A 20,525-nucleotide genomic window follows, 5' to 3' on the forward strand; every position below is an offset into this window, starting at 1 on the left:
TTCAAACAGTGGCAAAGCCTAACTATGCGCCGTCAGGCCAACCAGTCAAGGCTCAGCAGCAGACGCCCCTGCTGGCCCGAAGGCGAGCGGTGAACCAGACCTGCGCCTTCGTTGCCTTGCCATTTCTCGCCCTTGAGCAACGCCACATCACCGGCTTGCAGGGTTTGAATTTTATCCACAGGCAGCTGTGCTGTGTGTAACTCCCGCCGGGGGCTGATTGCCTCAGGCAACCATTCACTGCCCGGCCCCACGTAGGTTGTGAGCAAGCGCAATGGCACGTTATCCACATGGAAGCGCGGACACATGGGGCCATCCAGCACGCGCAGGCGTAAACCCACACGGCGCGCACCCACCAGGCAGGTGTAGGCCGCGACCAGCCAGGTCACATCGGCTACAAATGACTCATAGCCATGCAGGTCAGCGGCTTCGCGCAGCAGGTCCGGCAGGACCGGCGCGTGTTGCTCGTGCACCTCGATTACCCGTTGGTCGGTCAAAGGCTGGCCAAGGCTGAGTACCAGTTCGGCAAAGTCCTGCAACTGCGCCGGCAGCCGCCGCCGCCACACGGCCAGGTTGACACCATCCTGCAGGACCTCAGCCAATGTTTGCGGCGTTTCGCCAAACACCTGAAAGATATCCACAGGCCTTAATGCCAGGCTCATGCTGCGGACTCCGCATGCCACGGTCCGAATGGATCGGGCAGCCGCAACCAGCCCATATGCCCAAGCTGCATTTCCTGGTCGGTCAACAAGCACGCGTCAAGGGCTGTGGATAACTTGGCAAAGTCGATGTTCTGCCCAATGAACACCAATTCCTGGCGGCAATCGCCGGTTTCAGCGGTCCAGTGTTTAAGGATTGCACTGGTGTTATCCACATCCTCAGGCCACTGGTCGCGCGGTACGAAGCGCCACCAGCGCCCCGCTAGCCCATGGCGCATCATCCCGCCCGCTTGCGACCAGCTACCGGCTTCCTGGTACTTGCTGGCCAACCAGAAAAAGCCTTTGGAACGGAGCAAGCGGCCGTTGGTCCAGTGCGTGTGGATAAAGTCGTAGAACCGTTGTGGATGCAGCGGGCGACGCGCTTGCCAGGTCATGGCTGCAATCCCGTACTCTTCGGTTTCCGGTACGTGCTCGCCGCGTAGCTCCTGCAACCAGCCTGGCGCCTGGGCCGCCTGGTCGAAGTCGAACAGGCCCGTATCGAGAATTCGCTCCAGTGGCACCTGGCCCATGACCATCGGCACGATCTCTGCCCGCGCATTGAGGCTGCGCAAAATGGCCACGAGCTCTTCGCGCTCATGCTGGCTGATCAGGTCGATCTTGCTCAGCAGCAGAACATCGGCAAATTCCACCTGTTCGATCAGCAGGTCGCTGATCGAGCGCTCATCGTCCTCGCCCAATGTTTCCCCACGGCTGGCCAGGCTGTCTGCAGCCTGGTAATCGCGCAGGAAGTTCAGGCCATCGACCACCGTGACCATGGTGTCCAGCCGGGCCATGTCGGACAAGCTGCGGCCTTGTTCGTCGCGGAAGGTGAAAGTCTCTGCTACCGGCAGTGGCTCTGAAATGCCCGTGGACTCGATCAGCAGGTAGTCAAAGCGCCCTTCTGCGGCTAACCGCGCTACCTCTTCCAGCAGGTCCTCACGCAGGGTGCAGCAGATGCAGCCGTTGCTCATCTCGACGAGCTTTTCTTCAGCGCGGTTGAGGCTGACGTTGCGCTGCACCTCGCTGGCATCGATGTTGATTTCGCTCATGTCGTTGACGATGACGGCAACCCGCAGGTTGTCACGGTTACGCAATACATGGTTGAGCAACGTGCTTTTGCCGGCACCCAGAAAGCCGGACAGCACAGTAACGGGAAGACGATTGGACATGGCGAAACCCCTTCAGGCGAGCGCATTCGAAACGATGCATTGCACAATGTTATAAAGTAACAATACAATTTCGCCAAGTCGTTCTCGACGGACGACTGCTCACCAGGGACAAAACATGAAACTGTCACGCGCCATGGCATTGGTGTTGTTCGCCATGCCCACCTCACTGGTTGCCATGCCGCAGAGCACTGCACTGGCGTTGTGTACCCGCAGCGCCACGCTGCTCTCCTGCCAGGACGGCAAAGGGAGTTACTACAGCGTACGCACACACGGCACTGAGCTTTACCTGCGCGGTTTCGACTCGGTCACGCGGCGGCTATGGGCTCAAACCAACAGCCGTTACGGTTCGTTGACCTTCTTCACCGGCCTGGCCAGTGACGGCGAAGCCTGGGTGGGTTACAGCCGCCGCGTAGGCTGGACCACGTTGAACCGGGTGTCCAGTTCCAGCGGGCAACGTTTCGATTTGCATTGCAGCATGATCGGCGGCTGCCGCTGACACCTTTTTCTGTGGAAACCCCAATGAACCAGCACACGCTCCCCGATATCGCCTCACAGACTCATGCGTTCGCCTTGCCACTGAACTGGGTGGGCATGTGCGGCATAGCCCTGCCCGTGCAGTTCGAAGGGCGCCCCGCTGCTGCCACCGTCGACGCAGGCGTCAGTTTGATAGACGGCCATTCACGCGGTATCCACATGTCGCGGCTCTACCTTGCATTGGAGGCCCTGGAAAACCAGCCCCTTACGCCGCTGGCAATTCGGCAGCTTTTGGCGGATTTTTTGACCAGCCACGAAGGGCTGTCTTCCGCTGCTTATCTGCGCCTGGGCTTTGATCACCTGCTTAAAAGACCAGCCTTGATCAGCCCATTGGCAGGCTGGAAGAGCTATCCCGTGACCATCGATGCACGCATCGAGAATGAAATGTTCCACGTGGAACTATCCGTGTGCGTGCCCTATTCGTCCACCTGTCCATGCTCGGCGGCACTTGCCAGGCAACTGATACAACAGCAGTTCCAACAGCACTTCCCCGGATCGCAGGTCGACACCGCGGCGGTAATGAACTGGCTGGGCACTGCCGAAGGCATCGTCGCTACCCCACATAGCCAACGCAGTAGCGCGAAAATTCAGGTACGGCTGCGCAGCAGCCAGCGTGAGCTGCCGGTTACCGAGCTGATTGATTGCATCGAAATAAGCTTGGGCACAGCGGTACAGACTGCGGTCAAGCGTGCAGACGAACAGGCCTTCGCTTTAGCCAACGGGCAAAACCTGATGTTCTGTGAAGATGCTGCCCGGCGCCTGCACCAGGCGCTGCGACAATTGGAGTGGAGTGCTGCTTTCAGGCTGCGGGTGGAACATGCAGAAAGCCTGCATGCCCACGACGCTGTTGCCACCAGCCAGTGGCAGTGGGACGTCAACTGCGCGGTTTGACCGTACCGCAATCACTGCCCAGCCACACCGCACGGGTGTTCATGCTGCCTTGCTGCTGAACACCCGACGCGTTGAAGGTGCCACTGACCTGGGTGGTGAACTCCCGATCACTGAGGAACGTCGCCTGGCCACTGCCCTGTGCCTTCGGGCAACTGAACTCGAACTTCCACACGTTGCCGGTACGGTCAGTGATTTTCTGCGTGCAACCGGATTTGGGATCCTGCAGCGGGATGTCGTTGGTCGCCACCTGTTCGGCGGTCAGGCAGGAACGCACGCCATTACCAGCCAACGTCACCCCTTGTTTGGCCAGTACGCCTTCCATCATCGCGCGCTGCTCCGGCGGCAGGTTCTTGAGCTGCCCCAGCATGAACCCCATGTCAGGTAACGGCTTGCCATCGACCTGCATGTTGCTGGTGGTCAGCTCCCACAAACCGGGTTGCAGCATCTGGGCATGCACCAGCGGGCTGCTCATACCGAGGACCAGGGCCAACAGTGGCAGACGAATCTTCATGGGTGAACACTCCTGAAAAAAGCCGGCCAAGCGGGCCGGGCTGAGCCTTAGACGTCAAAACCATCCGCAGGTTGCAAGGTGCACCGGGAACGTGTTCTGTTAGCCAACAGTACTCGGTGAGCAGGATGCATATGGATTACCACAGCCCCTATTTCTTTGGTTATGTAATTGGCCTGATTCATCTACTGGGTATCGTAGCCGCACTGCACGCGTTGTTCACGGTGCGCACGGCCCAAGGCGCGATCGCCTGGGCGATGCCGTTGTTCTTCATTCCTTATTTCACCCTTATACCGTACCTGGTGTTCGGCGCCCGTTCGTTCAATGCGTATATCAAGGCGCGCCGCCAAGCCAACCAGGAAATGCACGTTGCAATGGCCAACCTCAACTGGCGGCCATGGGTTGAAGAAGCCCTTACCGCCCGCGAGTCGGAAAGCTACGCCGCGCTACGCGCCATGCCCAAACTGGGGCGCATGCCTTGCCTGGCGAACAACCAGGTGAAGCTGCTGATCAATGGCAAGGCCACCTTCGATGCCATTTTCGCGGCCATCGAAAAAGCCCGCGATGTGGTGCTGGTGCAGTTCTTCATCATCCATGACGACAAGCTCGGCAAGGCGTTACAGCACCTGCTGCTGCGCAAGGCGGCTGAAGGGGTTCAGGTTTTTGTACTGTACGACCGTGTCGGTAGCCATGCCTTGCCAGCCAGCTATAGCCAGGCGCTGCGTGATGGCGGCGTACAGGTTCACGCTTTCGCCACCCGGCGTGGTTGGTTCAACCGCTTTCAGGTCAACTTCCGCAACCATCGCAAGATCGTGGTGGTGGATGGCTTGGTCGGTTTCATTGGCGGGCATAACGTAGGTGACGAGTACCTGGGTGAAGACCCGCAGCTTTCACCGTGGCGCGATACTCATGTGCAGATCGGCGGGCCAGTGCTGGCCTGCCTGCAAGAGTCGTTCGCCGAAGACTGGTACTGGGCCTCGCGCCAGCTGCCGCCGCTGATTCTGCCAGATGCCTACCCGGACGACGGCGTGCTCTGCCAGGCCCTGGCCAGTGGGCCAGCGGACCCACAGGAAACCTGCGCACTGTTCTTCCTTGAAGCCATCCACTCCGCCACGCGCAGGGTGTGGATAACCACCCCCTACTTCATCCCTGACGAAGCGGTGTTCGCGGCATTGCGCCTGGCAGCACTGCGTGGGGTGGATATGCGCGTATTGATCCCGGCACGCCCCGACCACCGGGTTGTCTATGCCGCCTCCAGCCTGTTTGCCTTCGAAGCGGTACGCGCAGGCGTACGCATGTTCCGCTACCAGCCGGGTTTCCTGCACCAGAAGGTGGTACTGGTAGATGACGAGGTCAGCGCAATCGGCAGTGCCAACCTGGACAACCGTTCATTCCGCCTGAACTTCGAGATCACCCTGCTGACGGTCGACCGTGGCTTTGCCGACCAGGTGGAACGTATGTTGAATGAAGACTTCGAGCAGGCGCGAGAAATAACCGTTGAGGACAGCCGCGACACCCACCGGCTACAGCAATTGGGGATGCGCATCGCACGCTTGATATCCCCAATCCTGTAATCGGTGCCGCCGACCAGAGGTAGGTGTCAGCGGTACAGATCCTCGCGTGTCCAGGGCAGGTCGTGATGCCCGTCGGCATAGGGCTTCACTGCCAGAATCTGGTGCAGGTTGATCCAGCCCTTCTGGAACGCATAGGCACACCCGGCCAGGTACAACCGCCAGATGCGCAGGGTTTTCTCGGGGACCAGTGCCGCCGCCTTGTGCAGCTGGTTCTCCAGATTCTCGCTCCAGTGGTGCAGGGTCTTGGCGTAGTGCAGGCGCAAGCTCTCCACGTCCACCACCTCCAGCCCTGCTTCGCAGATGCTGGCACTGATCATCGACAGGTGGGGCAGCTCACCATGTGGGAACACGTAGCGATCGATGAACTCGCCTGCACCTCGCCCCACCGGCCGACCATCGACATGCTTGGCGGTGATGCCGTGGTTCATCACCAGCCCCCCTTCCCTCACCGCACCGAACAGCTTCTGGCAATACAACGCCAGGTTGGCATGGCCGACATGCTCGAACATGCCCACGCTGACAACCTTGTCGAAGCGGCCGTCTTGCGGCAGATCGCGGTAATCGAGTATCTGTAAATCGACCTTGTCGCTCAGACCCTCTGCCTTGACCCGCTGGCGGCCGAGCTTCAACTGTTCTTTGCTGAGGGTGATGCCGAATACCTTGGCGCCATACTCACGGGCGGCGAAACGCGCCAGCCCTCCCCAGCCACAGCCCACATCGAGCAGATAGTCGCCCGCATCGAGCCGCAGCTTGCGGCACAGGTGCTCGAACTTGTCCTGCTGCGCCTGATCGAGGGTGTTGTCCGGCTCGCGAAAATAAGCGCACGAGTACACCATGTCCTGGTCCAGCCACAGCTGGTAGAACTCATTGGAAACGTCGTAGTGATAGGAAATGGCCTGGGCGTCGGTGGTCTTGTCATGCGCCAGGCGCTGGGGCGGCGTGTCGTCTTCGTCGGTAAGCAGTGCCTCGCTCAGCTCATCGCAAACGCGTATGGCCTCACCGATATCGCCTTCCAGCTCCAACTTGCCTTCGACGAATGCCGTGCCCAACTGGTCCATGCTCGGGTGGGTCAGCTGGCTGATCAACTGGGGTTCTCTGACCAGTATGGTTACCTGCGGGCTGGGCCCGAGATCGAAGTGGTTGCCGTCCCAGAGTTTCAGCCGCAGCGGTAGATGCAAGCTCTGCAGTGCCGGTGGAAGTTGCGCAAGCATGAACGACCCTCCTATCCGTAATTGGCCACGACGCCCGAAATTTCGAACGTCGTCGAATCAGAGTAGTTCATCCATGGGATGTTTCCTCCCGATCAGACCATGGTCTAGACCCTGCCGCGCTGGTACGCGCAGCAAATTGTATACAATTCTAAAGGCTCAGCCTAACCTAATGCCCCTGTCGCGTTTCTACATCCCTGGAGTTGAACCATGAAAACCTATGACGTGGTGATCATCGGCGGTGGCCCTGGCGGCTACAACGCAGCCATTCGCGCTGGCCAACTTGGGCTCAGTGTCGCCTGCGTGGAGGGCCGCTCGACCTTGGGCGGCACTTGCCTGAACGTCGGCTGCATGCCGTCCAAGGCACTGCTGCATGCTTCCGAACTCTACGAAGCCGCCAGCGGTGAGGCGTTCGCCCACCTCGGCATCGAAGTCAAACCTACGCTGAACCTCGCCCAGATGATGAAGCAGAAGGACGAGAGCGTGGCCGGCCTGACCAAAGGCATCGAGTACCTGTTCCGCAAGAACAAGGTCGACTGGGTCAAGGGCTGGGGCCGCCTGGATGGCGTCGGCAAAGTGGTCGTGAAGGCGCAGGACGGCAGCGAAACCACGCTGCAGGCCAAAGACATCGTCATCGCCACCGGTTCCGAGCCGACGCCGCTGCCAGGCGTGACCATCGACAACCAGCGCATCATCGACTCGACCGGCGCGCTGTCGCTGCCGCAGGTGCCCAAGCACCTGGTCGTCATCGGTGCCGGGGTGATCGGCCTCGAGCTGGGGTCGGTGTGGCGCCGGCTGGGTAGCCAGGTCACGGTCATCGAATACCTCGATCGCATCTGCCCTGGCACCGACAGCGAAACCGCCAAGACCCTGCAGAAGGCATTGGCCAAGCAAGGTATGGCGTTCAAGCTGGGCAGCAAAGTGACCCACGCGACCGCCAGCGCCGACGGCGTGGCCTTGACCTTTGAGCCTGCAGCGGGTGGCGCGGCAGAAACACTGCAAGCCGATTATGTACTGGTCGCCATCGGTCGCCGCCCCTATACCAAAGGCCTGAACCTGGAAAGCGCAGGCCTGGAAACCGACAAGCGCGGCATGCTCGGCAACGAACACCACCGCACTTCCGTGCCCGGGCTGTGGGTAATCGGCGACGTCACTTCCGGGCCGATGCTGGCGCACAAGGCCGAAGACGAAGCAGTGGCCTGCATCGAGCGCATCGCCGGCAAACCGCACGAGGTCAACTACAACCTCATCCCAGGCGTGATCTATACCCGGCCGGAGCTGGCCAGCGTGGGCAAGACTGAAGAGCAGCTCCAGGCCGAAGGGCGTGAATACAAAGTGGGCAAATTCCCCTTCACGGCCAACAGCCGCGCCAAGATCAACCACGAGACCGAAGGCTTCGCCAAGGTACTTGCCGATGCCAAAACCGACGAAGTGCTGGGTGTGCACCTGGTGGGCCCGAGCGTCAGCGAAATGATCGGTGAATTCTGCGTGGCCATGGAGTTCTCGGCCTCGGCCGAAGATATCGCCCTCACCTGCCACCCCCACCCCACCCGCTCCGAAGCGTTGCGCCAGGCAGCGATGAATGTGGATGGCATGGCCATGCAGATTTGAGTCGACTACGCCGAGGGTAACAGCGAGCGGGAGCTTGCGTCCGCTGCTTCCCCCTTCGGCGCAGGCAAGCGTTTGGTGCGTTGCAGTTACTCGATTCTGCTGGTTGATGAATACTGCTCAGCGCTGCCTTGCAGATCCCGGCAACAGATACGCTGCACCGCCGGGGTCGGCAGGCTTCAGGCCACCGAGGCTTGACGCGGCACGCGCACGCTCAGCATGCCCGACAACGAGATCAACCAAAGCACCAGAAACACGCAGGCAATTGCCAGGTTCGAGGTCAGCGGCAAAGCGCTGACCAGCGCCGAGGCCAATGACCCGAATACCAGCATCAGACAGCCTTGCAGGCTGGCGGCAACACCGGCGCGGTCGGGGAACAGCGACATCGAGTTGGCCATGGCGTTGGAGAAGATGAAGCCCTGACCGAACGCGACCAGCATGATGCCGCCCAAGATCGAGACCAGGTGTAGGTCCTCTGCCTGCGTGGCGATGGTCACCACGCCGAGCAGAAACACCGCCATTCCTGCCCACATCAGCAGCCGTGGCTTGACCTGCCGGATCAGCGCACGGTTGACCAGAGTGCCGACCAGGTAGCAGCTACCCACAGCCAGCGCGGTGGTGCCGAAGTATTGCGCGCTGTGCCCCAGGCGTTCCTGGACGATGTGTGGGCCGAACACGTTCCATAGCAGAAACGCCGAGAAGCTCGAGCCGAGCACAACCACCGAGGCCCGAAAGCGGCTGTCCGCCAGGATCGGGCGGTAGCCGGCACAGGTGTGCAAGGCGCTGCGTCTGTTCATTGCGGGCAACGACTCCTTGAGCCCTGCCAGCACGAAGGCCAACACGATGACGGCGTATACGGCGTACAGGACGAAGTTGTAGCGCCAGCCAAGGTGCACTTCGATCACCCCGCCAATATACGGCGCGATCACCGGCCCCAGGCCGAAGGCCAGGCTCAGGTAGATGATCGCTACGTAGAAACGCGGCCCTTTGACGATGTCCACCAGCAGCGCACGGGCAACTACCTGACAGGCGCCGATGGCGAAGCCTTGCAAGGCGCGGGCGAGCAGGAGCATCTCGATGGACGTGGCCACGGTTGCCAGCACGCTGCCCGCGAGGAACACCAGTAGCCCCAATTGCACCGCCGGCCGCCGCCCACGGGCATCGGCCATGATGCCGAAGAACAGCTGCCCCAGTGCATAGAACAGCAGGGTGATGGTGATGGTGTTCTGCATCAGCGCCGGGCTGGCTGACAGTTCACGGCCAATGGAGGGGATACTCGGCGCGTACAGGTCGATGGCGATACCGCCCACGCTGTTGATCAGCGGCGCCAGGAAGACAATGAAATTCTCGTAACGCTTGGTCGCGTTCATGCTTACCTCCGGCGCACCGGGCAGCGGATGCCCGGCGCGCGTCGTGGTCAGGCCGAGGCCTGGCGGTTGAGAGTGGGCAGGGCCTTGTTTGTGGTAGGAACCCCGATTGACCTGCGGATCCTTGACCCGGGCTTGATCGGCGCTGCTGGCGCTGCGAAACGAAGCGAAGGCTCTGGGGTGGCGTCGTAGTGCCTGAGGTAGTGGGTACGCGCCGCTTCCTGCAGACAACGAGCCGTGCCGGCCTTTGTAGAAATTGCGCACGATGTGCATAGGGCTGATCGAATCGCTTACACGCATGTAGCGATCGACCGCAATGGCACACTCGAAGCCGTAGCACGGCGTCGGTTGTTGGAAAAAGGGAAATACCACAGGTGGGCGTACGCCAGCATGACTCATTCCTCCGTGAAAGCGTGGAACTCAGGTAGGTCTTGCGCTACCCGATGACCACACGATAAGAGAAACGAGCGGCTGGCTGGTTTTAAGAAATCTAAAAGCGTGGTGAAAATTTAAAAGCCTGTTTCATGGTGCCGTCAACAACACTTCGGCCACCTGTTCGATCAACTTGCGCAGGCTGGCGATATCTTTGCTGTCCCGACGGTCGCGCGCCCAGATCATGTCCAAGGTAAACGTTGGGAAACCCAGCGGCGGCTGACAGACTTTCACTGATGACGGTATGCGCAGATGCGGCAACAGGCGCGCCGGTAGTGCGAGCGTGGCCGGTACCGCGGCTACGATGTTCACGCAGGCTTGGTAACCATTGGCGCGCACCAGCACATTGCGGGAACGGCCGACTTTATCCAGCCAGCTGTCGACCATGTTCTTTTCCGAAATCCACGGTGTGGGGAATACGTGGGGCGAGGCGCAGAATTCATCCAGGCTCATGGCCGCGTCGTTGGCCAACCCGTTTTGACTGGTCAGGCAGACAAAGTCGTCGTTGACCACCGCTTGCCATTGCAACTCCGGGTGCATCTGGTGATAGCCCGGACCGAAGCCGATCGCGATGTCGATTTCCCCTGACATCAGCTGATCCACAGGCAGGTCGCGGCTCAGGCGTTCGAGGTGCAGCGACGTATTGGCATGCGTGTGCGACAGCATCGCCAGGGCTTGCGGCAGGAACGACAACTCGAAATACTCCGGCGCGCATAGCCGCCAGATCTTACGCACGGCTTGGTCAGATGCTTGATATTCGTCTTCCGCGCAGCGGTTGACCGACTCGACCACCACGCGCAAATAAGGCGCGATCTTCTCGGCCTTGCTGGTCGGTTGCAGTACCCCTTGGGATGAAGAGAACAACGTGTCGTCAAAGCAGCCGCGCAGCCGCTTTAAACAATAACTGACCGTCGGCTGGCTCACGCTCATCAGCTCAGCGGTGCGTTTGGCACTGCGCAACTCCAGCAAGTTGAGAAACACCACGATGTCCTGCAGATCCAACTGCTTGAGGTAGTTGCTGTGGAGCATAGAAATTCCTTCTTAGCCTGCCCAGGCCGCACAGCTGGCCACAGCCAACCAAGCCGCGACCGTGGTGCTGGTGTGGTTGCCACCGCTCTATGGGGTGCTCGGCTGGGGCGCTACTGCGCCCCCCGGCAGTGCCAGTGGTGGACGCGAGCGGAGCCTGGATCACCAGGAGGCCGCGATCGCGCATGACCGCTTTTAATGTCGCGGTACCACTTTATTGCCGGAAACCAACTGAAGTCCCCCCGCTCACGCGTTACTCAACCGTAACCGACTTGGCCAGGTTACGCGGCTGGTCCACATCGGTGCCTTTCAGCACAGCCACGTAGTAAGACAGCAACTGCAGCGGAATGGTGTACAGGATCGGCGCCAGGGCATCGGCGATGTGCGGCACCTGGATCACGTGGGTGCCCTCGCCATTAGTCATGCCCGCATGTTCGTCAGCGAACACCACCAATTCACCACCACGGGCCCGTACTTCCTGCAGGTTGGACTTCAGTTTCTCCAGCAGTTCGTTGTTCGGCGCAACGGTCACCACCGGCATATCGTTGTCCACCAGTGCCAATGGGCCATGCTTCAGTTCGCCAGCTGGGTAGGCTTCTGCGTGAATGTAGGAGATTTCCTTGAGTTTGAGTGCGCCCTCCATCGCCACCGGGTATTGGGCGCCGCGGCCGAGGAACAGGGTGTGGTGCTTGTCGGCGAACAGCTCGGCGATTTTCTCGACGGTGGCGTCCATGGCCAAGGCTTCGCCAAGGCGCGTCGGCAGGCGGCGCAGCTCTTCGACCAGGTCGGCCTCGACACCGGCCGGCAAGGTGCCGCGGACCTGGCCGAGCGCCAGCGTCAGCAGCATCAGCGACACCAGCTGGGTGGTGAAGGCCTTGGTCGAGGCCACGCCGATTTCCGGGCCAGCGAGGGTCAGCAGGGTCAGGTCCGACTCACGGACCAGCGAGCTGATACCCACGTTGCAGATCGCCAGGCTGCCGAGGAAGCCCAGCTCCTTGGCGTTGCGCAGGGCAGCGAGGGTGTCAGCGGTTTCGCCAGATTGCGAAATGGACACAAACAGGGTGTCTGGCTGCACCACCACCTTGCGGTAGCGGAATTCACTGGCCACTTCCACCTGGCAAGGGATGCCGGCCAGGCCTTCGAGCCAGTAACGGGCGACCATGCCTGCGTGGTAGCTGGTACCGCAGGCAACGATCTGCACATTGCGCACTTTGGCAAACAATTCTGCAGCCTGAGGGCCGAAGGCCTGGACCAGAACGTGATCTTTACCCAAGCGCCCTTCCAGCGTGCGCTGAACCACGGTTGGCTGCTCGTGGATTTCCTTGAGCATGAAGTGGCGGTAGTTACCCTTGTCGGCGGCCTCGGCGCCTTCATGGTACTGCACGGTTTCGCGCTGGACTTCGTGCCCGGCCTGGTCCCAGATGGTGACCTGATCGCGACGGATCTCGGCGATATCGCCCTCTTCCAGGTACATGAAGCGGTCGGTCACCTGGCGCAGGGCCAGTTGGTCGGATGCCAGGAAGTTCTCGCCCAGGCCCAGGCCGATCACCAGGGGGCTGCCGCTGCGTGCGGCGAGCAGGCGATCAGGCTGGTGGATGCTGACCAGCGCCAGACCGTAGGCACCGTGCAGGCGTTTCACGGCCGCCTTCAGCGCATCTGCCAGGTTCGGCACGCTTTTCAGGGTATGGTGAATCAGGTGCACGATGACTTCGGTATCGGTCTGCGAGGCGAAGACATAGCCCAGGCCCTTCAGTTCTTCGCGCAGCTCCTCGTGGTTCTCGATGATGCCGTTGTGCACTACCGCTACTTCGTTAGCAGAGAAATGCGGGTGGGCATTGCCTTCGGTGGGTGCACCATGCGTCGCCCAGCGGGTGTGGGCGATACCCAGCCGGCCACTCAGCGGCTCGGCAGCAACGGCCGCTTCCAGCTCGCTGACCTTGCCGATACGGCGGCGACGCTGCAGCTGGCCGTCCTGGGTGAGCACGGCCAAGCCGGCGCTGTCGTAGCCACGGTACTCAAGCCGCTTGAGGCCTTCGATCAGGATGGCGGTGATATTACGTTCGGCGACGGCACCAACGATTCCACACATGAATTATTGCTCCTGGCTGATCGCGGCACAGATCAGGTTGATGCCGCGGGCTTGAATGTGTTCGCGTGCCGCTGCGGGCAGGCGTTCATCTGTAATAAGGGTATGCACGCTGCCCCAGGGCAGCTCGAGGTTGGGGATCTTGCGCCCCACCTTGTCCGACTCGACCATCACGATCACTTCGCGGGCGACCTCAGCCATTACCCGGCTCAGGCCAAGCAACTCGTTGAAGGTGGTGGTGCCCCGCGCGAGGTCGATGCCATCGGCACCGATGAACAGCTGGTCGAAATCGTAAGACCGCAGGACCTGCTCGGCGACCTGCCCTTGGAACGATTCGGAGTGCGGGTCCCAGGTTCCGCCGGTCATAAGCAGTACCGGTTCGTGCTCGACCTCGCTGATGGCGCGAGCCACATTCAACGAATTGGTCATCACCACCAGGCCGGGCTGGCGGCCCAGTTCCGGAATCATAGCGGCGGTCGTGCTACCGCTATCGATGATGATACGAGCATGCTCGCGTATACGCCCCACCGCTGCACGGGCGATAGCCTTCTTGTAGGCAGAGACCGGTTGCGCGGGTTCGCTGAGCATTTCCTGCGGTACCGGTACTGCACCGCCGTAACGGCGCAGCAGCAGGCCGTTCGCCTCCAGCGCGGCAAGGTCCTTACGAATGGTCACTTCCGAGGTTTCGAAACGCTTGGCCAAGGCATCCACACTCACTTCGCCCAGCTCGCTGAGCATGGCCAGGATGTTGTGGCGACGTTGAGGGGTGTTTCGTTTCGACATGATCAGTTAAATTTCGTTTCGAAAGATAATGATTGCAATCAAAACCTAAGATGAGCGATTAGTCAAGCTGTGCGTAACTTTACTGGCGGCAATTTTTCTTTGGCTTGTCCGCAACGCCGGCATCGCGATGTATGGCACCGGCTTTGCCGGTGTTCGCGGGCTTGCCCGCTCCCACACTGGCCGCGCCCACACATCGGGTTGCATAGCGCACAAAAAAGCCGACTTACTCACATAGGTCGGCTTCGAGGGAAGCAGCTGTGGATAAATCAGCTCTTCTTGATCTTCTCCGGCCGCTTCCAACCTGGGATGTTGCGCTGGCGTGCCCGGGCCACTGCCAGATCACCTGCTTCAACAGCCTGCGTAATGGTAGAACCAGCGGCGGTAGTGGCGCCGGCCTGGATTTCCACAGGCGCTACCAGCGAGTTGTTCGAACCGATGAATACATCCTCACCCATCACTGTCTTGAACTTGTTGGCACCGTCGTAGTTGCAGGTGATGGTGCCAGCGCCGATGTTGGTACGGGCGCCGATTTCGGCATCCCCCAGGTAGGACAGGTGGCCAGCCTTGGCACCCTCTCCCAGGTGAGCGTTTTTCAGTTCTACAAAGTTACCCACATGGGCTTTGGCATCCAGCACGCTGCCAGGGCGCAGCCGGGCAAACGGGCCGGCATCGCTGCCCTCGCCCATCACCGCACCTTCAAGGTGACTGTTGGCCTTGACCACAGCCCCTTTGCGCAGGGTCGTGTTCTTGATTACACAGTTGGGACCGATCTGCACATCGTCCTCGATGACCACTTTGCCCTCGAGTACAACGTTGATGTCGATCAGCACGTCACGACCGACGGTCACCTCACCGCGCACGTCGAAGCGCGCCGGGTCACGCAGGGTTACACCCTGGGCCATCAGGCGACGCCCTTCACGCAACTGGTAGTGGCGCTCCAGCTCGGAAAGCTGGCGACGGTCGTTGGCCCCCTGCACTTCCATTGGATCGTGGGGCTGCTCGGTAGCCACCACCAAACCATCGGCCACCGCCATGGCGATGACGTCGGTCAGGTAATACTCACCCTGGGCGTTGTTGTTTGACAGACGACCCATCCAGTCAGCCAGGCGCGCCGCTGGCAGCGCCAGAATGCCCGTGTTGCCTTCGTTGATCGCTTTCTGCGCTTCGCTGGCATCCTTGTGCTCAACGATGGCGGTGACATTGCCTTGCTGATCGCGAACGATGCGGCCATAGCCGGTCGGGTCGTCGAGGGTGACCGTGAGCAGGCCCAGTTGCTGGTCATTGGCCTTGGCCAGCAGCCGCTGCAGGGTCTCCACTTCGATCAGCGGCACGTCGCCGTACAGTACCAGCACAGTATCGGCAGTCAGCGCTGGCAGTGCCTGTGCAACGGCGTGGCCGGTACCCAGCTGTTTATCCTGCATGACGAAATTCAGGTCATCGGCGGCCAGGCGCTCGCGGACCAGTTCGGCACCATGGCCAATGACCACATGAATACCTTGCGGCTGCAGCTGGCGCGCGCTGTGGATAACATGGCCGAGCATGGAGTTGCCGGCGACCGGATGCAGCACTTTGGGGAGCGCCGAACGCATGCGCGTGCCTTGGCCTGCGGCGAGAATAACGATATCGAGGGACATTACTGGCTACCAATCCTGGGCGGTCAGCTGCGTGACCAAAATAGAAATTCGGAAAAAGAAAAAGGGTAGCCGAGGCTACCCTTTAACTCAATCGCACTGGCAGTAAGCGGCCTGGGCCGGATTACTTGCCTCTGCGCATTTGCTGGACAGTACGCAGCTGAGCAGCCGCCTCGGCCAGACGTGCGGCTGCAGCGCCGTAGTCGAAGTCCGAGCCTTTAGTGTTCAGCGCGTTCTCGGCAGCCTTGAGGGCTTCCTGAGCCTGAGCTTCGTCCAGGTCGGCAGCACGTTGCACGGTGTCGGCAAGAACCTTCACCATGTTCGGCTGCACTTCGAGGAAGCCACCGGAGATGTAGAACACCTCTTGAGTGCCACCCTGCTTGGTCAGCGTGATCGGACCTGGCTTGAGATTGGTGATCAGCGGCGCGTGGCCTGGAGCGATACCCAGATCGCCCAGGTTGCCGTGCGCTACTACCATCTCGACCAGGCCGGAGAAGATTTCTCCTTCCGCGCTGACGATGTCGCAATGGACTGTCATAGCCATCTGCTTGCCTCAACCTGATTAGCGCCCCTTGCGGGGCGCCGGGATTACAGTTTCTTGGCTTTCTCGATCGCTTCGTCGATGCTGCCGACCATGTAGAACGCTTGTTCTGGCAGGTGGTCGTAGTCACCTTTGAGGATGCCGCTGAAGCCAGCGATGGTGTCTTTCAGGGAAACGTACTTGCCTGGCGAACCAGTGAAGACTTCGGCCACGAAGAACGGCTGCGACAGGAAGCGCTGGATCTTACGAGCGCGGGCTACCAGTTGCTTGTCGCTTTCGGACAGTTCGTCCATACCCAGGATCGCGATGATGTCCTTCAGCTCTTTGTAGCGCTGCAGAACATACTGAACGCCACGAGCGGTCTCGTAGTGCTCGTTGCCGATCACGTTCGGGTCCAGCTGACGCGAAGTCGAGTCCAGTGGGTCGACCGCTGGGTAGATACCCAGGGAGGCGATGTCACGGGACAGAACGACGGTGGCGTCCAAGTGGGCGAAGGTGGTCGCTGGCGACGGGTCGGTCAAGTCGTCCGCAGGTACGTATACGGCCTGAACGGAAGTGATCGAACCTTCCTTGGTGGAGGTGATGCGCTCTTGCAGAACGCCCATCTCTTCAGCCAGGGTCGGCTGGTAACCTACTGCAGAAGGCATACGGCCCAGCAGTGCGGATACTTCGGTACCGGCCAGGGTGTAACGATAGATGTTGTCGACGAACAGCAGAACGTCGTTACCTTCGTCACGGAACTTCTCAGCCATGGTCAGGCCGGTCAGCGCTACGCGCAGACGGTTTCCTGGTGGCTCGTTCATCTGACCGTAGACCAGCGCTACCTTGTCGAGAACGTTGGAGTCCTTCATCTCGTGGTAGAAGTCGTTACCCTCACGAGTACGCTCACCCACACCAGCGAACACGGAGTAACCGCTGTGTTCCATGGCGATGTTACGGATCAGTTCCATCATGTTAACGGTCTTGCCGACGCCGGCACCACCGAACAGACCAACCTTACCACCCTTGGCGAACGGGCAAACCAGGTCGATAACCTTGATGCCGGTTTCCAGCAGGTCGTTGCCGCCTGCCTGGTCAGCGAACGAAGGCGCTGGCTGGTGGATACCGCGACGCTCTTCTTCGCCGATCGGGCCGGCTTCGTCGATCGGGTTGCCCAGTACGTCCATGATGCGGCCCAGGGTGGCCTTACCAACAGGAACGGAGATGGCTGCGCCGGTGTCGACGACATCCAGACCGCGCTTCAGGCCTTCGGTCGAGCCCATCGCAATGGTACGAACCACGCCGTCGCCCAGCTGCTGCTGAACTTCCAGGGTGGTTTCCGCGCCTTGTACTTTCAGCGCGTTGTAAACACTCGGCACGACGTCACGTGGGAATTCCACGTCGATGACGGCGCCGATGATTTGAACGATACGTCCGCTACTCATAGCTGGATCCTCTGATTTTTTGAACCGTTAAACCGCGGCAGCGCCGCCGACGATTTCCGAGATCTCCTGGGTGATCGCAGCCTGACGCGCCTTGTTGTAGATCAATTGCAGCTCTTTGATCAAATCACCGGCGTTGTCTGTGGCGTTTTTCATGGCGATCATCCGGGCTGCTTGTTCAGCAGCGTTGTTCTCGACCACCGCCTGGTAGACCTGCGACTCCACGTAACGCACCATCAAGCCGTCCAGCAGCTCTTTTGCGTCGGGTTCGTACAGGTAGTCCCAGTGGTGCTTGAGTTCCTGATCCGGGGTTGCCACCAACGGTACCAATTGCTCGACCGTCGGTTTTTGGGTCATGGTGTTGATGAACTTGTTCGAAACCACCGAGAGGCGATCGATACGGCCGTCCATGTAGGCGTCCAGCATCACTTTGACGGAGCCGATCAGATCATTGATCGACGGCTCTTCGCCCAGGTGGCTGATCGCGGCTACAACGTTGCCGCCAAAGATGCGGAAGAAAGTCGCACCCTTGCTGCCGATCACGCACAGGTCGATTTCCACGCCCTGTTCGCGGTTTTCGCTCATGTCCTTGACCAGGGCCTTGAACAGGTTGGTGTTCAAGCCACCGCACAAGCCACGGTCACTGCTCACCACGATATAACCGGCGCGCTTTACAGGGCGCTCGATCATGAACGGGTGGCGGTATTCCGGGTTGGCGTTGGCCAGATGACCGATCACCTGGCGGATACGCTCCGCGTAAGGACGGCTAGCAGCCATGCGCATTTGTGCCTTGCGCATCTTGCTGACCGCCACTTTCTCCATGGCGCTGGTAATTTTTTGCGTGCTTTTGATGCTCGCAATCTTACTGCGAATCTCTTTTGCGCCTGCCATGTATCACCTATCAGGTTAGCAAGCGGGGGCCGGAGCCCCCGCTGCGGCTTACCAGGTCTGGGTGGCCTTGAACTTCTCGATACCGGCTTTCAGGCCTGCGTCGATTTCGTCGTTGAAGTCACCCTTCACGTTGATCTTCGCCATCAGTTCGGCGTGATCACGGTTGAAGAAGGCGATCAGTGCTTGCTCGAAGCTACCGACCTTGGAGACTTCCACGTCAGTCAGGAAACCACGCTCAGCGGCGTACAGCGACAGAGCCATGTCCGCGATGGACATCGGCGCGTACTGCTTCTGCTTCATCAGCTCGGTTACGCGCTGACCATGCTCCAGCTGCTTGCGGGTCGCTTCGTCCAGATCGGAAGCGAACTGGGCGAATGCAGCCAGTTCACGGTACTGAGCCAGAGCGGTACGAATACCACCGGACAGCTTCTTGATGATCTTGGTCTGAGCGGCACCACCTACGCGGGATACCGAAACACCGGCGTTCACTGCAGGGCGAATGCCCGAGTTGAACATGGCCGATTCCAGGAAGATCTGACCGTCGGTGATGGAAATCACGTTGGTCGGAACGAACGCGGAAACGTCGCCAGCCTGGGTTTCGATGATCGGCAGGGCGGTCAGGGAACCGGTCTTGCCAGTGACTGCACCGTTGGTGAACTTCTCGACGTATTCTTCCGAAACGCGCGATGCACGCTCCAGCAGACGGGAGTGGAGATAGAACACGTCGCCTGGGTACGCTTCACGTCCTGGTGGACGGCGCAGCAGCAGGGAGATCTGACGGTAGGCAACGGCCTGCTTGGACAGGTCATCGTAAACGATCAGTGCGTCTTCACCGCGGTCACGGAAGAACTCGCCCATGGTGCAGCCGGCGTATGGCGCCAGGAACTGCAGTGCGGCGGATTCCGAAGCACTGGCAACAACCACGATGGTGTTGGCCAGGGCGCCGGTTTCTTCCAGCTTGCGAACGATGTTGGCAACGGTAGAGCGCTTCTGGCCGACAGCAACATAAACACAGAAAATACCGGAGTCTTTCTGGTTGATGATGGCGTCGATGGCCATGGCGGTCTTACCGATCTGACGGTCGCCAATGATCAGCTCGCGCTGGCCACGGCCGACAGGGATCATGGCGTCGACGGACTTGTAGCCAGTCTGTACAGGCTGGTCTACCGACTTACGCCAGATCACGCCTGGAGCCACTTTCTCGACCGCGTCGGTCTGGGTGTTGCCCAGCGGACCTTTGCCATCGATCGGGTTACCCAGTGCGTCAACGACGCGACCCAGCAGTTCCTTACCAACAGGAACTTCCAGGATGCGGCCGGTGCACTTGGCGCTCATGCCTTCGGCGAGGGTGTCATAGGCACCCAGGATCACTGCACCTACGGAGTCTTGCTCCAGGTTCAGGGCCATACCGTAGACGCTGCCAGGGAACTCGATCATTTCGCCGTACATGACGTCGGCCAGACCGTGGATCCGCACGATACCGTCGGATACCGAAACAACGGTACCTTCGTTACGGGCTTGGGAGCTCACATCGAGGTTGTCGATGCGGCCCTTGATGATTTCACTAATTTCGGAAGGATTGAGTTGCTGCATTGCTCTGCTGCCCCTTCAAACTCAAGATTTCAATGCTTCGGCCAGTTTCGCGATTTTGCCGCGAACAGAGCCATCGATTACCAGGTCACCTGCGCGGATGACGACGCCGCCAATCAGGCTGGCATCCTCCGACGCGTGCAGGCGCACTTCCTGGCCTAACCGTGCACTGAGAACCTTGGCGAGTTTGTCTTGCTGTTCTTGGTTCAACGCGAAGGCACTGGTGACTTCCACGTCCACGGATTTCTCTTGCTCGGCCTTGTAGAGGTCGAACAGGGCGGCAATCTCCGGCAGAAGCAGGAGACGGTCGTTTTCCGCGGCAACATGAATGAAATTCTGTGCCTGTGCATTGAACTTGTCACCGCACACGTCAATGAACGTGGCGGCCTTTTCTGCGCTCGTCAGTCGCGGGGCCTTGAGCAGGCGCTGCATGGTGTCGTCTTGCGACACCGCAGCAGCCAGGCCGAGCATGGCTGACCAATTGGCCAGTTGCTGATGGGCCTGGGCGTGCTCAAAGGCAGCCTTAGCGTAAGGTCGGGCCAACGTGGTCAGTTCTGCCATGATCGCCCT

At 60.2% G+C, this 20,525-nt stretch carries 18 protein-coding genes; 4 read left to right on the forward strand and 14 right to left on the reverse strand.

The window, feature by feature from the left end; genetic code table 11:
* Positions 1 to 32: 32 nt before the first annotated feature.
* Both DMX12_RS03385 and zigA read right to left on the reverse strand, forming a co-directional pair.
* Positions 33 to 659 carry a DUF1826 domain-containing protein gene (locus DMX12_RS03385; RefSeq protein WP_110676233.1) on the reverse strand — a complete coding sequence of 209 codons (627 nt, stop codon included), beginning with the start codon at positions 657 to 659 and terminating at the stop codon, positions 33 to 35.
* Positions 656 to 1,864 carry a zinc metallochaperone GTPase ZigA gene (gene zigA, locus DMX12_RS03390; protein WP_054913669.1) on the reverse strand — a complete coding sequence of 403 codons (1,209 nt, stop codon included), beginning with the start codon at positions 1,862 to 1,864 and terminating at the stop codon, positions 656 to 658. The genes DMX12_RS03385 and zigA overlap by 4 nt, the downstream gene beginning before the upstream one ends.
* Positions 1,865 to 1,979: 115 nt before the next feature.
* On the opposite strand from zigA, the gene DMX12_RS03395 reads away from it, so the two are divergent.
* Together DMX12_RS03395 and folE2 are read left to right on the forward strand one after the other, a co-directional pair.
* Positions 1,980 to 2,360, forward strand: a complete 381-nt coding sequence (locus DMX12_RS03395; protein ID WP_110676235.1) for a glutamine synthetase — start codon at positions 1,980 to 1,982, stop codon at positions 2,358 to 2,360.
* A 23-nt stretch (positions 2,361 to 2,383) separates the two neighbouring features.
* Positions 2,384 to 3,289, forward strand: coding sequence for a GTP cyclohydrolase FolE2 (gene folE2, locus DMX12_RS03400; protein WP_110676237.1), 906 nt, complete (start codon positions 2,384 to 2,386; stop codon positions 3,287 to 3,289).
* Here folE2 and DMX12_RS03405 read toward each other — a convergent pair.
* The gene (locus DMX12_RS03405) at positions 3,273 to 3,800 is read right to left on the reverse strand and encodes a DUF3617 domain-containing protein (protein WP_110676239.1); all 528 of its coding nucleotides are present in this window, start codon (positions 3,798 to 3,800) and stop codon (positions 3,273 to 3,275) included. The genes folE2 and DMX12_RS03405 overlap by 17 nt on opposite strands.
* 131 nt (positions 3,801 to 3,931) lie before the next feature.
* Here DMX12_RS03405 and cls point away from each other — a divergent pair, with 131 nt between their 5' ends.
* Positions 3,932 to 5,371 carry a cardiolipin synthase gene (cls, locus tag DMX12_RS03410; protein WP_110676241.1) on the forward strand — a complete coding sequence of 480 codons (1,440 nt, stop codon included), beginning with the start codon at positions 3,932 to 3,934 and terminating at the stop codon, positions 5,369 to 5,371.
* 26 nt (positions 5,372 to 5,397) lie between these two features.
* Here cls and cfaB read toward each other — a convergent pair whose 3' ends face one another.
* The gene (gene cfaB / locus DMX12_RS03415; RefSeq protein ID WP_029886462.1) at positions 5,398 to 6,582 is read right to left on the reverse strand and encodes a C17 cyclopropane fatty acid synthase CfaB; all 1,185 of its coding nucleotides are present in this window, start codon (positions 6,580 to 6,582) and stop codon (positions 5,398 to 5,400) included.
* A 207-nt stretch (positions 6,583 to 6,789) separates the two neighbouring features.
* Between cfaB and lpdA the strand changes: the two genes are divergently transcribed.
* Positions 6,790 to 8,190, forward strand: a complete 1,401-nt coding sequence (gene lpdA / locus DMX12_RS03420) for a dihydrolipoyl dehydrogenase (protein ID WP_110676243.1) — start codon at positions 6,790 to 6,792, stop codon at positions 8,188 to 8,190.
* Between the two features lie 176 nt (positions 8,191 to 8,366).
* Here lpdA and DMX12_RS03425 read toward each other — a convergent pair whose 3' ends face one another.
* The 10 genes from DMX12_RS03425 to DMX12_RS03475 form a co-directional block, all read right to left on the reverse strand.
* Entirely contained in the window at positions 8,367 to 9,557 is a 1,191-nt protein-coding gene (locus tag DMX12_RS03425; RefSeq protein ID WP_110676245.1) for a multidrug effflux MFS transporter, read from the reverse strand.
* Between the two features lie 519 nt (positions 9,558 to 10,076).
* The gene (locus DMX12_RS03435) at positions 10,077 to 11,015 is read right to left on the reverse strand and encodes a LysR family transcriptional regulator (protein ID WP_110676247.1); all 939 of its coding nucleotides are present in this window, start codon (positions 11,013 to 11,015) and stop codon (positions 10,077 to 10,079) included.
* 250 nt (positions 11,016 to 11,265) lie between these two features.
* Positions 11,266 to 13,101: a glutamine--fructose-6-phosphate transaminase (isomerizing) gene (glmS, locus tag DMX12_RS03440; protein ID WP_054914016.1), complete on the reverse strand. Its 1,836-nt coding sequence runs from the start codon at positions 13,099 to 13,101 to the stop codon at positions 11,266 to 11,268.
* 3 nt (positions 13,102 to 13,104) lie between these two features.
* Complete coding sequence (locus tag DMX12_RS03445) at positions 13,105 to 13,884, reverse strand: DeoR/GlpR family DNA-binding transcription regulator (protein ID WP_174824181.1); 780 nt, start codon at positions 13,882 to 13,884, stop codon at positions 13,105 to 13,107.
* Positions 13,885 to 14,147: 263 nt separating this feature from the next.
* Positions 14,148 to 15,515, reverse strand: a complete 1,368-nt coding sequence (gene glmU, locus DMX12_RS03450; RefSeq protein WP_110676249.1) for a bifunctional UDP-N-acetylglucosamine diphosphorylase/glucosamine-1-phosphate N-acetyltransferase GlmU — start codon at positions 15,513 to 15,515, stop codon at positions 14,148 to 14,150.
* A gap of 121 nt (positions 15,516 to 15,636) precedes the next feature.
* Positions 15,637 to 16,056 (reverse strand): F0F1 ATP synthase subunit epsilon, encoded by a 420-nt coding sequence (locus DMX12_RS03455; RefSeq protein WP_029886844.1) that lies wholly within the window; start codon positions 16,054 to 16,056, stop codon positions 15,637 to 15,639.
* 44 nt (positions 16,057 to 16,100) lie between these two features.
* Positions 16,101 to 17,477, reverse strand: a complete 1,377-nt coding sequence (atpD, locus tag DMX12_RS03460) for a F0F1 ATP synthase subunit beta (protein WP_009684662.1) — start codon at positions 17,475 to 17,477, stop codon at positions 16,101 to 16,103.
* 27 nt (positions 17,478 to 17,504) lie between these two features.
* Complete coding sequence (gene atpG, locus DMX12_RS03465) at positions 17,505 to 18,365, reverse strand: F0F1 ATP synthase subunit gamma (RefSeq protein WP_009684663.1); 861 nt, start codon at positions 18,363 to 18,365, stop codon at positions 17,505 to 17,507.
* A gap of 48 nt (positions 18,366 to 18,413) precedes the next feature.
* Complete coding sequence (atpA, locus tag DMX12_RS03470; RefSeq protein ID WP_009684664.1) at positions 18,414 to 19,958, reverse strand: F0F1 ATP synthase subunit alpha; 1,545 nt, start codon at positions 19,956 to 19,958, stop codon at positions 18,414 to 18,416.
* A gap of 21 nt (positions 19,959 to 19,979) precedes the next feature.
* Positions 19,980 to 20,516: a F0F1 ATP synthase subunit delta gene (locus tag DMX12_RS03475; RefSeq protein WP_003253191.1), complete on the reverse strand. Its 537-nt coding sequence runs from the start codon at positions 20,514 to 20,516 to the stop codon at positions 19,980 to 19,982.
* Between the last annotated feature and the right edge of the window lie 9 nt (positions 20,517 to 20,525).

Source organism: Pseudomonas sp. MB-090624 (genome assembly GCF_003205245.1).
GTDB classification, from domain to species: Bacteria; Pseudomonadota; Gammaproteobacteria; order Pseudomonadales; family Pseudomonadaceae; genus Aquipseudomonas; species Aquipseudomonas juntendi.